This window comes from Streptomyces bacillaris (assembly GCF_003268675.1).
Classification (GTDB): Bacteria; Actinomycetota; Actinomycetes; order Streptomycetales; family Streptomycetaceae; genus Streptomyces; species Streptomyces bacillaris.
Window position 1 is genome coordinate 1,146,711 of sequence record NZ_CP029378.1, and the last position, 16,242, is coordinate 1,162,952.

The following is a 16,242-nucleotide window of genomic DNA, read 5'->3' on the forward strand; positions in this document are numbered from 1 at the left end:
GCCGGAACCACCACGGGGTGAGCCCAACCCCCCTACGTACACACGTTTTTCAGGAAGGCACCCTCATGAGCAACAACCTCCCCAAGGTCGCCTGGATCGGTCTCGGCATCATGGGCTCCCCCATGTCGGAGAACCTGATCAAGGCCGGTTACTCCGTCACCGGATACACCCTGGAGCAGGACAAGATCGACCGGCTGGTCGCGGCCGGCGGCACCGGCGCCTCCTCGATCGCGGACGCGGTCGCGGACGCGGATGTCGTCATCACGATGGTGCCCGCATCGCCGCAGGTCGAGGCCATCGCGTACGGCCCCGACGGCATCCTGGAGAACGCGAAGCGCGGGGCGCTGCTGGTGGACATGTCCTCCATCACCCCGCAGACCTCCGTGGACCTCGCGAAGAACGCGGCCGAGAAGGGCATCCGGGTCCTGGACGCGCCGGTCTCCGGCGGCGAGGCCGGGGCCGTCGAGGCGGTGCTCTCCATCATGGTCGGCGGTGAGCAGGCGGACTTCGACGCCGCGAAGCCGCTCCTGGAGGCGCTCGGCAAGACGATCGTGCTCTGCGGCCCGCACGGCTCCGGCCAGACGGTGAAGGCCGCCAACCAGCTGATCGTCGCGGTCAACATCCAGGCCTGCGCCGAGGCCGTGGTCTTCCTGGAGAAGTCCGGGGTGGACCTCACCGCCGCGCTGGACGTCCTCAACGGCGGGCTCGCCGGCTCCACCGTGCTGACCCGCAAGAAGGACAACTTCCTGAAGCGGGACTTCGCCCCCGGCTTCCGGATCGACCTGCACCACAAGGACATGGGCATCGTGACCGACGCCGCCCGCAACGTCGGCGCGGCCCTGCCGGTCGGCGCCGTGGTCGCCCAGCTGGTCGCCTCGCTGCGCGCCCAGGGCGACGGCGGGCTGGACCACTCGGCGCTGCTGCGCTCGGTCGAGCGGCTCTCCGGCTCCCAGGTCTGACCCCTCCGGCTCCGCAAGGAGCCCCTGGCCTCGTACGGGGCCACGGCCCGCACGGCGGGCCCCCTGATCTCCGGGCCGCGGTGGCGCTGACACCTGTCCTGTCGCGCCCAGGCGCTGCCGCGGCCCGGAACCACACACTTCGATTTCAACAAACTGTTGACGTTCTCTCCGCGGCGAACCTACGCTCCTCAAGCCGTCAGCAGCTCGTACGAAAGGTCATCCCGCCACATGGCTAAGCGTGTGCTCACGACCGAGTCAGGCGCCCCGGTCGCCGACAACCAGAACTCCGCCACCGCCGGTGTCGGTGGACCGATCCTCCTCCAGGACCAGCACCTCCTGGAGAAGCTCGCCCGCTTCAACCGTGAGCGCATCCCGGAGCGCGTGGTCCACGCCCGCGGCTCCGGCGCGTACGGCTACTTCGAGGTGACCGACGACGTCACCGGCTTCACCCGCGCCGACTTCCTCTCCGAGGTGGGCAAACGCACCGAGACGTTCCTCCGCTTCTCCACCGTGGCGGACTCCCTCGGCGGCGCGGACGCGGTCCGCGACCCGCGCGGCTTCGCCCTCAAGTTCTATACGAACGAGGGCAATTACGACCTCGTCGGGAACAACACCCCGGTGTTCTTCATCAAGGACCCGATCAAGTTCCCCGACTTCATCCACTCGCAGAAGCGCGACCCCTTCACGGGCCGTCAGGAGCCGGACAACGTCTGGGACTTCTGGGCGCACGCCCCCGAGGCGACGCACCAGGTCACCTGGCTGATGGGCGACCGGGGCATCCCCGCCTCGTACCGCCACATGAACGGCTACGGCTCGCACACCTACCAGTGGACGAACGCCGAGGGCGAGGCCTTCTTCGTCAAGTACCACTTCAAGACCAACCAGGGCGTGCGCTCCCTCTCCGCCGAGCAGGCCGCCGAGCTGGTCGGCAAGGACGCCAACTCGCACCAGACGGACCTGCTCCAGGCCATCGAGCGGGGCGTCAACCCGTCCTGGACGCTGTACGTCCAGGTGATGCCGGCCGCCGAGGCCGCCGACTACCGGTTCAACCCGTTCGACCTCACCAAGGTGTGGCCGCACGCGGACTACCCGCTCCAGCGGGTCGGCCGGCTGGTGCTGGACCGGAACCCGGACAACGTCTTCGCCGAGGTCGAGCAGGCCGCGTTCTCGCCGAACAACTTCGTGCCCGGCATCGGCCCGTCCCCGGACAAGATGCTCCAGGGCCGGCTGTTCGCCTACGCCGACGCACACCGCTACCGCCTGGGCGTCAACCACACCCAGCTGCCGGTCAACGCCCCGAAGGCGACGCAGGCCGACAACTACGGCCGGGACGGGCTGCACGCCACCCGCTACGGCTCGCGCCACGACAAGAACTACGAGCCCAACTCGTACGCCGGTCCGACCCAGACCGACGCCGCGCTCGGCGCCCCGCTCGCCATCCACGGCTGGACGGGCACCTACGAGACGGCCGCCCACGTCAAGGACGACGACTTCTTCCAGGCGGGCGAGCTGTACCGGCTGATGTCCGAGGACGAGAAGGGCCGGCTGGTCGCCAACATCGCCGGAGGCCTCTCGCAGGTCACCCGCGACGACGTGATCGAGAAGAACCTCGCCCACTTCCACGCCGCCGACGCCGACTACGGCAAGCGCGTGGAGGAGGCCGTCCGCGCCTTGCGCGAGGACTGAGCCTCTCACAGACCCCTGCCCGTACCGCGCACCCGGATGAGGGGTGCCGCGCGGGACGGGCAGGACGACGAGGCCGCGGCGGCTGTGCGATGCCAGTGCGGTGGTGAAGGTCCCGGGGACCGTCTTCTGACCTGAAGGAGACGCCCTCACCCGGGTCCGATCGCCGCCGTCGCGGTCCCTGTCACCCGGGGCTCACCCCCCAGCACCACCTTCGCAACACCCCTGAACGAGGGCGCGGAGTACGGATACGGTCCCGTACTGCGCGCCCTCTTTGCCATGCCTTCCCCCGGGTCCCGGCGCCCTCCCCGCGCCTCCCACCCGGTGGCTTGAATCCATATAGACCGCGTACAGAGTCTGCCCAGAGGCCTGCGTGCAGTATGGGCGGCGCATTGACCGCCTCTGCCGTTCTGGCACACACCCTGCCCGCTCGCTCAAGGGCCGTGTGCGGTGCGATCCCCCTTCCTCCTCCCCCCGCTCCCTTCCTCCGCAGCGCGACAGACGGCTACCCGCACGACACGTACGGCACGTCACAGTCATCAGGTGAATACAAGGGGAAGCAGATGCTCGAAGTTGGTACTTCCCGGGCCGGTACCGAGCCCGCCAGCCGCTTTCTGACCACGGTCGACGAGGTCACCGTGCTGCTGGGGACGGCGGCCGACAAGGCCGACTCCCAGTACTCCGGCGACGCGCGGACCGCCCTGCTCGGCCGGGTGGCCGAGATCAACAAGGCCGCCGACGCGGGCGACCAGCAGGCCCTGTACGTCCAGCAGTACCTGCTCGACCGGATCTACCGGCTGCACACCAAGCTGACGGACCGGGAGACCGCCGAGGGCTCGGTCGTCGCGCACGAGATCGGCCGGCTGCTGGAGACCGCCACCGCCGAGGCGCAGGACCGGCTGATCGAGCCGGGGCTGCTGGAGGAGGCGCCCACCGAACCGCGCGCCTACCTCTCCTGGCTGAAGAAGACCGCCCGTGAGCACCGGGTCTACAAGCACCCGTACTACCACGAGTTCATCCGCAACCGGGCCACCGAGGCCGACCTGCGCAACTACGTGATGCAGGAGTCCGTGGTCGACGGCCGCTTCGACGATCTGCTGGCGATGATGCAGGTCGGTACGGCGGGTGCGGCGAAGATGGAGATCGCCGCCAACTTCTGGGACGAGATGGGCAACGGCGACCACGCCCAGGTCCACACCACCCTCTTCAACAAGATCTTCGAGGTCTTCCAGATCCCGGACGAGGAGCTGGAGCGCTCGCTCACCGCCAACTCGCTCCTCAACGGCAACCTCGCGGTCCTGCTGTGCCGTTACCGCTCGCTGTACCCGGAGGCCGTCGGTTTCCTCGGGATGACCGAGTGGATGGCGCCGGACCGGTTCGTCCAGGTCGTGCACGCCTGGGAGCGGCTCGGCCTGCCCGAGGTCGGCATCGTCTACCACCGGCTCCACATCACCATCGACTCCCAGCACGCCCAGGGCTGGTTCCACAACGTGGTGCTGCCCGCCGCCGAGTCCCCGCGGATGCGCCGGGCCATCGCCCGCGGCATCCTCTGGCGGCTCAACGCCTCGGCGACCTATCTGGACGAGCGCATGCCGTCGGTCACCGGCTGAGGCCCCGCCACCGCCCACCAGGAGCCACCACCCGTCAGGAGGGGAGAGCACATGCCGCTCGGCACCGAAGGATTCACCGTCATCGACCTGCCCGAGGTCGCGCCCGACATCCTGCCCAGCTACGACCGCTGCCCGGTCGACGACTACATGGGCAACGGCACCCGCTTCAAGCGGTTCTCGCAGTACAAGCTCACTCCGGCCGAGGACGACGCCTGGTCGTTCAAGCGGCTGCCGCACCGCGACTACACCACGTACAAGAAGTTCAACCCGGTCGGCGGCGGCATCCGCCGCGTCTACGAGCCGATCGAGGTGGACTTCACCCCCCTGATCTCCGAGGGCATCCGCGAACTGGGCCTGGACCGGTCCGAGCCGTGGCAGATCAACGTCCACCAGAACCGCACCCGCGCCGACGGCGGCAGGCCCGGCCCGCTCACCCCGGAAGGGGTGCACCACGACGGCCACGAGTTCGTCATGATCGCCATCCTGAACAAGGTGAACGTGGCGGGCGGCACCACCCGGCTCTGGAAGCCGGGGGCGGACGCGCCCTTCTGGTCGGGGACGCTCGAAGCCGGTCAGGCGGTCCTGCTCGACGACCGGGGGCTCGCCCACGACGTCACGGACGTCCTCTCCGCCGACGGCGGTCCGGGCCACCGCGACATCGTGATCATCGCCTTCTCCCGCTGGGCGGAGAAGTGGTACGGCGACGAGCACGACGCGGCGGCCCTCGAAGAGCAAGAGGCCTGATGTACGGGGTCGTTCCCGGCCGCACCGCGCGGCCGGGGGCGGCCCTGTCCCCCGCCACCTACCTGAGACGAGTCATGACCGACTTCTTCAAGTATCAGGCACTGGGCAACGACTACGTGGTGATCGACCCCCGCTCCACCGGCTTCCCCGTCACCCCGGAGACCGTACGGCTCGTCTGCGACCGGCACTTCGGCATCGGCGCGGACGGGGTGGTGCACGGCCCGCTGGAGGAGCCCCGCCCCGGGGTCCCGGTCCCGCTGGCCCTCTTCAACTCCGACGGCTCGGTCTGCGGGCGCAGCGGCAACGGGCTGCGCATGTTCGCCCTGCACCTGGCCGACCGGGATGCGGGGAGCTGGGCGACGGGCGATCCGTTCACGCTCCGGACGACCGCGGGCGACAGCCCCGTACGGATCCTGGACCGGGCGGCCGGAACCGTCCAAGTGGGGCTAGGCATACCGGTATTCGACGCCGCCGCCCTGCCGCTGCTGAACGAGGACGGCACCCCCGCCGAGGGCTCCACGCTCTCCGTGCCGCTCACGGTCGGAGAGCACAAGCTCACGGTGACCGCCCTCGACAACGGCAACCCGCACACCGTGGTCCCCGTCGACGAGCCGACCCCGGAACTCGCGCGCGACCTGGGCCCCGGGATCGCCGGGCACGCCCGCTTCCCGCACCGCACCAATGTGCAGTTCCTGCGGGTGGTGAGCCGGGGCGTGCTGGCGATCGAGGTGTACGAGCGCGGCGCCGGTTACGCGCTGGCCTCGGGCAGCAGCGCCTGCGCCGCCGCATCGGCCGCCCGCCGACTCGGGCTCTGCGACGACCGGGTGGAGGTCCGGATGCCCGGCGGCAGTGTGACCGTGACCCTCGCGGCGGACGGAGCGGTGACCCTGACCGGCGAGGTCCGGCAGGTGGCGACCGGTGACTTCGCCCCGGCCCTGCGCGCCCTGCTCGACCCCACCCCGGAGGCCGCCCGATGACCACCACCACCGGCGAATACCCCATGCAGCGCTGGGTCTTCGAGGACGCCGCCGGACGCTTCGACATCGACCTCGGGGACAGCAACATGATCCCGGGCCGGCTCGACCAGCTCTCCGTCCCCCCGGGCCTGGAGCTGGACTACGGGCACGACCGGGGCATCGGCGCGCTGCGCGACCGGGTCGCGGACCTCTACGGCGGCGACTGTGCCTCCGTCCTCATCACCCAGGGGGCCCAGCAGGCCCTCTACCTCGTCTACACCTCCCTGCTCTCCCCCGGCGCCCAGGTGATCGTCTACCGGCCGGGGTGGCAGCAGTCCTGGGACATCACCGCCGACCTGGGCTGCCGGGTCGACTGCGCCCCCTACCGCGACGACCTCACCTTCGACGTGGAGGCCGCCGCCGCGCTCGCCGGTCCGGGGCTGCGGCTGATCGTCGCCAACACGCCCTGCAACCCGACCGGTCGGCGGATCGCGGACAGCGACCTCAAGGGGCTGCTGGCGCTGGCCGAGCGGCACGACGCCTATCTGCTGCTCGACGAGGAGTACGCGCTCGACCTCAGGGACTCCCCAGCCGTCGGCAGCGACCGGGTGATCTCGGTCTCCAGCCTCTCCAAGGTGTACGGCTTCCCCGGCCTGCGGGTCGGCTGGCTGTACGGGCCGCCGGAGGTGGTCGAGGGGTGCGCGCGCCGCAAGTTCCTCTCCACCATCGCCAATTCGGTGCTCTGCGAGACGCTGGCCTGCGATGTGCTGGACCACCGCGACCGCTATCTGCGCCGGTACACCGAGATCACCCGCCAAGGCCTTGATCTCGTACGGGAGTTCGCGCGGCGCAACGCGGACGCCGTGGAGCTGGTGGAGCCCGAGGACACCCCGTTCGCCTGGCTCCGGCTGACCACCGGGGAGCGGCCGCTCGCGCTCTGCCGCCGGGTGCTGGACGCCGGGGTGCTGCTGATGCCCGGCGAGACCCTCGGCGCCTTCGACGGCTTCCGGATCTGCTTCGCCCGCGACCCCGGGGCCGTGGCCGAGGGGCTGCGACGGCTCGAACCGCTGCTCCGCCCCGCCCCCCAAGTTCCCCCGTCCGCCGGACCGCACGGTGGCCGGACCAGCAATCTGCCGAACGGAGTCCTGTGACCATGAGCGCGTCGGACGCTGTCGAGTCCCGTATGCAACTCTCCTTCGGGCAGGAGCAGTTGTGGTTCCTGGACCAGATGAACCCCGGGGAGACCACCTACAACGTCCCCACCGCCTACCGGCTGCGCGGCCCGCTGGACCTGCCCGCACTGGAGGGGGCGCTCAATCTGCTGGTCGCCCGCCACGACCAGCTGCGGGTGACCCTGCACGCGGCGGACGGCGTGCCGTACCAGGTCGTCGCCCCCGTCGAGGACACCCCGCTGCCGGTCACCGATCTCTCCGGGCTCTCCCCCGAGGAGCGGGAGCAGGCGCTCGACGCGGCGCTGAAGGCCGAGGCGGACACCCCGTTCGACCTGGCGGCGGGGCCGGTGCGCCGGTTCCAGCTGTTCCGGCTGGCCGACGAGGAGCACGTCCTCTCCCTCAACTACCACCACATCGTCACCGACGGCTGGTCCGGTGGGGTGATCAGCCGGGACATCACCGAGGCCTACCGGCAGCTGCGCGCAGGGCGCGTCCCGGAGCTGCCCGCCCCGGCCGCCACATACGCCGACCATGTGGAGCGCCAGCGGGAGCAGCGCGCCTCGGGGCAGTGGGAGAGCGAGCTGGACTTCTGGCAGGAGCGGCTGGCCGGTCTGGAGGCGCTGGAGCTGCCTGCCGACCGGGTCCGCCCGGCGGAGCCGACCCGTAACGGGGAGACGTTCACCGTCACCTTCCCCACCGAGCTGCTGGAGCAGGCGCGTGCGCTCGCCCAGGAGCAGGGCGCCTCGCTCTACATGGTGGTGGCCGCCGCGCTGAAGGTGGTGCTGGCCCGGTACAGCGGGCAGGACGACATCGCGATCGGGGTGCCGATGCTCGGCCGTACCGATCCCGAACTGGAGGACGTCGTCGGCCTGTTCATCAACATGACGGTCCTGCGCTCGGACCTCTCGGGCGGGATCTCGTTCGCGGAGCTGATCGAGCGGATCGCGGACAACAACCTGGATGTGTACGACAACCAGGACGTGCCCTTCGACCATGTCGTCGACCGGGTGCAGCCGGTGCGGGACGCGGGCCGCAACCCGCTCTTCCAGATCGCCGTGCAGCTGCTGGGTGAGACGACGACCGGGGACGCGCTCCAGCTGGACGGGCTGGAGACCGAATCGATCCTGGTCTCCGGGGGCCGCTCCCGCTTCGACCTCTCCTTCAGCTTCATCGAGGGCGTGGACCGGCTGCGGCTGATCGTGGAGTACGCCACCGATCTGTACGACCGCCGCCGGGTGGAGGCGATGGTCCAGCACTTCCGGACCGTGCTGGGCGCGGCCGCCGCCGACCCCGACACCCCCGTCTCGAAGCTGCCGCTGCTGACCGAGGAGGAGAGGCAGGAGCTGCTGGCGGTCGGGCGCGGGGCCGACTTCGACTACCCGACCGAGCCGGTGCACGCCACCATCGCCCGGATCGCGCGGGAGCACCCGGAGCTGGTCGCCGCCGTCTGCCGGGGCAAGGAGATGACGTACGCGGAACTGATCCGGCGGGCCGACAAGCTGGCGCGCCACATCCGCTCGCGGGGGCTCAAGCAGGAGCAGGTCGTGGCCATCGCCATGGACCGGGACCTCGACGCGCTGGTGGCGATCGTCGGGGTGATGATCTCCGGGGCCGCGTACACGATCATCGACCCCTCGCACCCGAACGCGCGCCTGGACCACATGCTGCGGGACACCGCCGCCCCGCTCGTCATCACCCGGGACGCGAACGTCGGTGATCTGCCGCCGTCCAGCGGGTGGGAGGTGCTGCGGATCGACACCGAGTGGGAGACGGTCGAGGCCGAGCCCACCGACGTACCGCTGGAGGAGTGGACCGAGCCGACCTCGCTCGTCTACGTCCTCTACACCTCCGGGTCGACCGGCAAGCCCAAGGGCGTGATGATCGAGCAGCGCGGGCTGCGCATGTTCGTCGAGGCCTACCGGCGCACCTTCGGGGAGTGGGGCCACACGGACCGGCTGCTCCAACTGCCCGCGCTCACCTTCGACATGTCGCAGGGCGAGATCTTCGCCGGGCTGATCAGCGGCTCCGCGATGGTGCTGGTGGCGCCCGAGGACGCGTCATCGCCGGAGTCGCTGGGGGTGCTGATGCGCGAGCAGCGGGTGACGTACGCGGGGCTCTCCCCGGCGATCCTGTCGCTGGTGGAGGCGGAGCCGTACCCGGACCTCAAATACATCATGGGCGGGGCGGAGGCCCTTCCGGCCGAGCTGGTCAACAAGTGGAACCTGCCGGGCCGGATGTTCGTGAACCTGTACGGGCCGACCGAGGCGTCGATCGCGACCACCGAGTACCTCTGTGAGCACCGGGAGTGGAAGTCCTCGCCGCCGATCGGGCGCCCGGAGTTCAGCAGGCTGCACTATGTGGTCGACAAGGAGTTCAACCTGGTGCCGGTGGGTGTCCCGGGCGAGCTGCTGATCGGCGGGGACGAGGGGCTCTCGCGCGGCTATCTCAACCTGCCGGAGCTGACGGACGAGAAGTTCGTGCCCGACCCGTTCCTCGGTGAGGGGCGTGTCTACCGCACGGGCGACCTGGTGCGCTGGACACCCGACCTCCAGATCGACTTCATCGGGCGGCTCGACAACCAGGTGAAGCTGCGCGGTCTGCGCATCGAGCTGGGCGAGATCGAGTCGGGGCTGCTGACCCACCCCAAGGTGCGGATGGCGCTGGTGCTGCTCCGCGAGGACGACGGGGAGAAGCAGCTCGTCGGCTACTACACGGTCCTCGGGGACACCTCCCCGACGGTGGCGGAGCTGCGGGACCATCTGGGGCGGACCATGCCCGAGTACATGGTGCCGACGGCGTGGGTGGAGCTGGAGGAGTTCCCGCTCACCCCGGCGCGCAAGATCAACCGGGCGGCACTGCCGGCCCCGGTCGGCGCGGGCGGTGCGGCGGACTCGTACATCGCGCCGGTCACCCCGACCGAGGAGAAGGTCGTCGAGGTCTTCGGGACCGTCCTCGCCCAGGAGCGGGTCGGCACCGGGGCCAGCTTCTTCGAGCTGGGCGGCAACTCGCTCCAGGCGATGCGGGCGGTGAGCCGGCTGAACAAGCACTTCAAGGTGAAGGTCAACGTCCGGCTGCTGTACGGCGGTGCCACGGTCGGCGCGCTGGCGACGGCGATCGACGAGCTGGTGGCCAAGGCCGGGAAGGCGGCCTCCCGTGCCTGAACCCGTTCCGCCGCAGGCGGAGTTGGCGCAGCGGGGGTCGGCCGCGCTGCGGGCGGCCGACCCGGAGCTGGCGCGGCTGCTGGACACCGAGGTGGTGCAGCAGCGGGCGACGCTGGCCATGGTGGCGTCGACCAGCATCGCGGACCCCTCGGTGCTGGCGGCCGCCGGATCGGCGCTGTCCAATGTGACGGCCGAGGGGTATCCGGGGGCCCGCTACCACCCGGGGGCCGCGCAGTTCGACCTGGTGGAGCGGCTGGCGGTGGAGCGGGCCAGACACGCCTTCGGCGCGGTGTACGCCAATGTGCAGCCGCACTCCTGCTCCTCGGCCAACCAGGCGGTGCTGGCCGCGCTGGTCCGCCCCGGCGGGACGATCCTCGCCCTGGACCTGGACTCCGGGGGGCACCTCACCCACGGCTCCCCGGCCTCGGTGACCGGGATGCACTACCGGGCCGTGCACTACGGGCTGGACGGTGAGGGGCGGATCGACTACGCGCAGGTGGCGGCGCTGGCCGGGCGCCACCGGCCGAGCGTGCTCATCGCGGGGGCCAGCGCCCACCCCCGTACGCTCGACTTCGCGCGCTTCCGGGCGATCGCGGACTCGGTGGGGGCCTATCTGGTCGCGGACATCTCGCACATCGCGGGGCTGGTGGCGGCCGGGGAGCACCCGACGCCGGTGGATCTGGCGCACGCGACGACCACCAGTACGTACAAGCAGCTGGGCGGGCCGCGCGGTGGGCTGATCCTGATCGGGCGCGAGCACGCGACGCCCGGCCCGGACGGCCGCACCCCGCTGTCGCGGCTGATGCAGCGGGCGGTCTTCCCACTCTCGCAGGGCACCCCGAACCCGGCGGCCATCGCGGCGAAGGCGCGGGCGCTCGCGCTGGTCGCGGAGCCCGCGTTCAAGGAGACGATGCGTCTGGTCGTCGACAACGCGGCGGCGCTCGCGGACGCCCTGTCGGCGCTGGGCCACCGGGTCCTGACCGGCGGCACCGACAACCACATGGTGCTCATCGACCTCACGGGCCGCCCCATGACCGGTGTGGTCGCGGAACGGGCCCTGGAGGAGTGCGGCATCCTCGCCAACCGGAACCGGGTCCCGGACGACACCCGGCCGCCGCTCGTCACCAGCGGGCTGCGGCTGGGCACCAACATCCTGGCCCAGCGCGGCATGGGCCCGGCCGGGATGCGCAGCTGTGCCGCTCTGCTGCACCGGGTGCTGGAGGCCACCACGGTCCGGGGCGAGCGGGAGTACGTGCTCGACGCCGGGGAGCGGGACGCGGTGCGGGCGGCGGTGGCGGAGCTGTGCGAGCGCCATCCTCTGCCGCTGGGCACGGTGGCAGGCGTGCTCGGTGACGGGGTGCTCCCCGGGCTCTCCCCGGCGGGCTCCGGCGGCACGGCCGCGGCGGCGGTCTCCGGAGCGCGGGCGGGAGGGGCGGCGTGACGCTTCACGAGCGGGGCGTCCCGGCGCCCCTCGCGCTGCTGCCCACCGACCGGCCGCGGCAGAGCGAGGGTGCCGGGTGCACCGCCCGGCAGCGGGTGGTGCTCGACAAGGCGGCCGGGGCGGCGTCGGAGGAGCTGCTGCTCGCCGCGTTCGCCGCGCTGCTCCACCGGTACACCGGCCAGGAGGAGTTCGCCTTCCGCGCGCGCACGCCCGGTGCGGGCTCCTTCCGGCTGAGCTGCGCGATCGGTGCGGACACGACCCCCGCCGGCCTCGCCCGGTCCGGCCGGGAGCGCCGCGAGCCGGTGGCGGACGGCGAGGAGCCGACCGACTTCGAACTGGTGCTGCTGGAGCGCAGCGGCGGCTCCTACCCTCATCGCACCGTCCAACTCCGCTACGACGGGACCCTGTTCGACCAGGAGACCGTGCTGCGGCTGCTCACCCACTTCCGTACGGTGGTGGAGGACGCCCTCGCCCGCCCCGAGGTCCCCGTGGCCCGGCTGCGGCTCCTCACCGACGGCGAGTTGCGCCGCACGCTGCTGGAGTGGAACGACACGGCGGCCGAACTCCCCTATGAACGCTGCCTGCACGAGGCCTTCGAGGCGCGGGCGTCCGCCGACCCGGAGGCCGTGGCGCTGGTCCGGGGCGCGGAGCAGTGGACGTACGGCGAGGTCAACGCGGCGGCGAACCGGCTGGCGCGTCATCTGCGCGGGCTCGGCGCGGGCGTCGGCGGCCGGGTGGGGATCTGCCTGGACCGCTCGCCCGAGCTGCTGGTGGCGGCGCTCGGTGTCCTCAAGTCCGGTTCCTCCTATGTGCCGTTGGACCCGGACTATCCGCAGCAGCGGATCGCGGCGATGGTCACCGGCACCTCGTGTGCGGTGATCGTCTCCCGGAGCGACCTCGCCGCGCACCTGGCGGAGGTGGGGCCGCGGATCGTGGAGCTGGACCGGGACGCGGAGCAGTGGGCGGACGCACCGCCCGGGAACGTGTCCAGCGGGGTGGCGCCCGGGGATCTCGCGTACGTGATCCACACCTCGGGGTCGACCGGCGCCCCCAAGCCGATCGCGCTGCGCCACCGCGGGGTGATGAACAACATCGCGGACCTCAACTCCCGCTACTCCGTGGGCCCCGGGGACCGGGTGCTCGCGCTCTCCTCGCCCAGCTTCGACATGTCGGTCTACGAGTTCCTGGGGCTGACCACGGCCGGGGGCACCGTCGTCCTGCCGGAGCCCTCGCTCGCCAAGGACCCGCAGCACTGGGCGGAGTTGCTGACCACGCACCGGATCACGGTGTGGAACTCGGCGCCCGCCCTCCTCGAACTGGTCGTGGAGCAGCTGGAGTCGGGCGGGGCACCGCCGCTCGACGATCTGCGGCTGGCGCTGCTGGGCGGGGACTGGGTGCCGCTCTCGCTGCCCGGCCGGACACGGAAGGTGGCCCCCGGGCTGCGGTTCGTCGCGCTGGGCGGGGCCACCGAATCCTCGATCCACTCGACGGTGTACGAGGTGGGCGAGGTCGACCCGGGGTGGACGAGCATCCCGTACGGGCGGCCGATGGCCAACCAGCGGACGTACATCCTGGACGCCGCCCTCCAGCCGGTGCCGCCCGGGGTCGCGGGCGAACTCCATCTGGCGGGGATCGGCCTGGCCACCGGCTATCTCGACCGGCCCGAGCTGACCGGGGAGCGGTTCTTCGACTGGTCCTGCGGCGAGGTCATCAGGGAGCGGCTCTACCGGACGGGCGATGTGGCCCGGTACGGCCCCGACGGGCTGATCGAGCTGCTGGGCCGGTCCGACTTCCAGGTCAAGGTGCACGGCCACCGCATCGAACTGGGCGAGATCGAGGCGGTGTTGCGGTCTCACGACGCAGTGAAGGACGCGGTCGTCGCCACCCGCGGTGACGCGGCCGGTGAGCTGCGGCTGGTCGCCTATGTGGTGCCGCGGCCGGGCCGCACGGTCCGGCCCCGGGTGATCAGCGCCCATCTCGCGGGCGCGCTCCCGAAGTTCATGGTGCCGGGGGTCGTCCTCGTCCTGGACCGGCTGCCGCTCTCCCCCAACGGCAAGACCGACCGCAAGGCGCTGCCGGACCCGCCGCCGGAGGACGGGGAGGCGGCGTTCATCGCGCCGAACACCCCCACGGAGAAGGCCGTTGCGGATATCTTCGCCACCGTGCTGCCGAACCCGAAGATCGGGGCGAACACCTCCTTCCTCGCGGCCGGCGGCGATTCGCTCCAGTCCATGCGGGCGGTCAGCCGGCTCAGCAAACACTTCGGGATCAAGGTGAACGTACGTCTGCTCCACGGCGGGGACACCGTCGGCGGTGTCGCCGCCGCCATCGACCAGCTCCTGAACACCGCACCCCTGAACGACGGAGGCCGCACACGGTGACCGCCCCATCCACCGACAGCCTGGTCCCGCTCCGCGCGGGCGGCGACGGCCCGCCTGTGTACTGCGTCCACCCGGTCTCCGGCTCGCCGTACTGCTACACCGACCTGGCCTCACGGCTCGATGCCGGCACCCCCGTGTTCGGCTTCGAGGCGCCCGGCTTCGACGGGTTCGACGAACCGGCCGGGTCGATCAGGGAGCTGGCCGAGGTGCACACGGCCACGCTCCGGGCCGCCCGCCCGCACGGGCCCTACCGGCTGCTCGGCTGGTCCCTGGGCGGGGTGGTGGCCTTCGAGATGGCCCGGCTGCTGGCCGCCGAGGGCGAGGAGGTGCCGCTGCTGGTGGTGATCGACGCGGCGCTGCCCGGCACCCAGCCGTTCCCGCCGGGTCCCGCGCTCGTGCGGTACTTCCTCCACGACTTCCTGGGGCTGGTGAGCGGCGGGGCCCCCGAGCTGGACCGGGCGCTCGCGAAGCTCGCCCCGGAGGCGGGCCCGCAGGAGCGGCTGGAGGCCATCGCGGAGTCGGGGACCGTACCGGAGGAGTTCGACGCGGAGTTCCTGCTGGAGCGGTTCACCCTCTTCCGGGCCCATGCCCACGCGATGGTGGACCATGTGATCGACGGGGTCCACGACGGGCCGACCACCCTGGTCAGGGCCGAGGAGTCCGAGCCGCATCTGCTGCTCTGGGAGCCGTACGCGACCCGGCTCGACCAGCACACCGTGCCGGGCGACCACCACTCCATCTGGCGGGAGCCGGGGCTCGTGGCCATCGCGGACATCGTCAACCAGGCTCTGCGCGAGGGGACTTCGGCGTGAGCGAGGACAGCGGCCGGACGGAATCCGGCACCGCGACGGCCAAGGGGGCCGAGCCCCCGCCACCGCGCAGCCTCTGGCACAACCGGGACTTCATGGTCTTCTGGGTGGGCGAGGGGCTCTCGCTGTACGGCACCCAGATAGCCAATCTCGCCCTGCCGCTCACCGCGGTCCTGGTCTTCCAGGTCGGGCCCGAGGAGCTGGGGCTGCTCCGCTTCGCCCAGCTGGTGCCGTTCCTGGCGCTCGCCCTGGTCTTCGGGGTCTGGGTGGACCGGGTGCGCAAACGCCCGGTGATGCTCTGGGCCAACGTCGTCCGGATGGTCCTCATCGGCCTGGTGCCGCTGCTGTACTACGCGGAGCTGCTCACCCTGCCGATGCTGTACGCGCTGGCGTTCGGGGTCGGCACGGCGGCGGTGCTCTTCGACGTCAGCTGGATGAGTTACGTACCGGTGCTGGTGAAGGACAAGCGCAGTCTGCTGGAGGCCAACACCAAGCTCAACGCCACCCTGTCGTCGGCCGATGTGGCCGGGCCCGGGATCGCGGGAACGCTGGTCACCGCCTTCTCGGCGCCCGCCGCGATGGCCGCCAACGCGTTCTCGTACGCCCTGTCGGTGATCTCGCTGCTGCTGGTGCGGGCACCCGAGCCGGACCCGCCGCCCCGCACCGAGAAGCGGCGGCTCCGCGCCGAGCTGGCGGAGGGGCTGCGCTGGGTCTTCGGCAACCGGTGGCTGCGGGCGATCGGGCTGGTCGGCTGCTCCTGCAACTTCTTCCTGACCATGGTGCAGTCGCTGTTCCTGCTGTACGCGGTGCGGGACAAGGAGCTGTCGGCGGCGACCATCGGCTTCGTGATGGGCGCGGCGGCGGTGGGCGGGCTGCTCGGGGCGCTGATCTCCGGGATGGTGGTGCGCCGGCTCTCGGTGGGGACGGCCTACCGGGTCTCGGTCTCGATCATCTTCCTGGGCCCGCTGCTGATCCCGGCGGCGGGCGGCCCCTCGTGGCTGCTGGTGGGGCTCTTCGTGGCCTCGTTCTTCCTGGAGTACTTCGGCTCCAGCATCTCCAACGTGATCATCGTGAGTCTGCGGCAGAGCATCACCCCGCAGCCGCTGATGGGCCGGATGACGGCCGCGATGCGGATGCTGCTGTACGGCGGCGGGGCGCTCGGCGGGCCGGTCGGCGGGGTGCTGGCCGGGGTGCTGGGGCTGCACGCGGCGCTCTGGGTGGCGGGGGTGCTCTCGGCGGCGATGCTCGTGCCGATCATTCTGTCGCCGGTCGGGAAGCTGCGCACGATGCCGACGGGTCCGGAGGAGCTGCCGGCCTGACCGTGGC

General features: G+C 71.6%; 11 protein-coding genes. All 11 read left to right on the forward strand.

Annotated elements, in window-relative coordinates:
- Nucleotides 1–65: 65 nt before the first annotated feature.
- The 11 genes from DJ476_RS04730 (at nt 66) to DJ476_RS04780 (ending at nt 16,235) form a co-directional block, all read left to right on the forward strand.
- Nucleotides 66–959 (forward strand): 2-hydroxy-3-oxopropionate reductase, encoded by an 894-nt coding sequence (locus DJ476_RS04730; RefSeq protein WP_103417553.1) that lies wholly within the window; start codon nt 66–68, stop codon nt 957–959.
- 228 nt (nt 960–1,187) lie between these two features.
- On the forward strand, nt 1,188–2,645 hold the full coding sequence (locus DJ476_RS04735; RefSeq protein ID WP_070204549.1) for a catalase: 1,458 nt from the start codon (nt 1,188–1,190) through the stop codon (nt 2,643–2,645).
- Nucleotides 2,646–3,205: 560 nt separating this feature from the next.
- On the forward strand, nt 3,206–4,252 hold the full coding sequence (locus DJ476_RS04740; RefSeq protein ID WP_053558668.1) for an iron-containing redox enzyme family protein: 1,047 nt from the start codon (nt 3,206–3,208) through the stop codon (nt 4,250–4,252).
- Nucleotides 4,253–4,303: 51 nt separating this feature from the next.
- Nucleotides 4,304–4,996 carry a 2OG-Fe dioxygenase family protein gene (locus DJ476_RS04745; protein WP_103417552.1) on the forward strand — a complete coding sequence of 231 codons (693 nt, stop codon included), beginning with the start codon at nt 4,304–4,306 and terminating at the stop codon, nt 4,994–4,996.
- A gap of 74 nt (nt 4,997–5,070) precedes the next feature.
- Nucleotides 5,071–5,973, forward strand: coding sequence for a diaminopimelate epimerase (dapF, locus tag DJ476_RS04750; RefSeq protein WP_318294360.1), 903 nt, complete (start codon nt 5,071–5,073; stop codon nt 5,971–5,973).
- On the forward strand, nt 5,970–7,103 hold the full coding sequence (locus tag DJ476_RS04755; protein ID WP_112489919.1) for a pyridoxal phosphate-dependent aminotransferase: 1,134 nt from the start codon (nt 5,970–5,972) through the stop codon (nt 7,101–7,103). The genes dapF and DJ476_RS04755 overlap by 4 nt, the downstream gene beginning before the upstream one ends.
- Nucleotides 7,104–7,105: 2 nt before the next feature.
- Complete coding sequence (locus tag DJ476_RS04760; protein WP_112489920.1) at nt 7,106–10,285, forward strand: non-ribosomal peptide synthetase; 3,180 nt, start codon at nt 7,106–7,108, stop codon at nt 10,283–10,285.
- Nucleotides 10,278–11,726 (forward strand): serine hydroxymethyltransferase, encoded by a 1,449-nt coding sequence (locus DJ476_RS04765; RefSeq protein WP_112489921.1) that lies wholly within the window; start codon nt 10,278–10,280, stop codon nt 11,724–11,726. The genes DJ476_RS04760 and DJ476_RS04765 overlap by 8 nt, the downstream gene beginning before the upstream one ends.
- Nucleotides 11,723–14,107, forward strand: a complete 2,385-nt coding sequence (locus tag DJ476_RS04770) for a non-ribosomal peptide synthetase (protein WP_112489922.1) — start codon at nt 11,723–11,725, stop codon at nt 14,105–14,107. Before DJ476_RS04765 ends, DJ476_RS04770 begins: the two co-directional genes overlap by 4 nt.
- The gene (locus tag DJ476_RS04775; RefSeq protein WP_112489923.1) at nt 14,104–14,919 is read left to right on the forward strand and encodes a thioesterase domain-containing protein; all 816 of its coding nucleotides are present in this window, start codon (nt 14,104–14,106) and stop codon (nt 14,917–14,919) included. Before DJ476_RS04770 ends, DJ476_RS04775 begins: the two co-directional genes overlap by 4 nt.
- The gene (locus DJ476_RS04780; protein ID WP_053558675.1) at nt 14,916–16,235 is read left to right on the forward strand and encodes an MFS transporter; all 1,320 of its coding nucleotides are present in this window, start codon (nt 14,916–14,918) and stop codon (nt 16,233–16,235) included. Before DJ476_RS04775 ends, DJ476_RS04780 begins: the two co-directional genes overlap by 4 nt.
- The last annotated feature ends 7 nt before the right edge of the window (nt 16,236–16,242 follow it).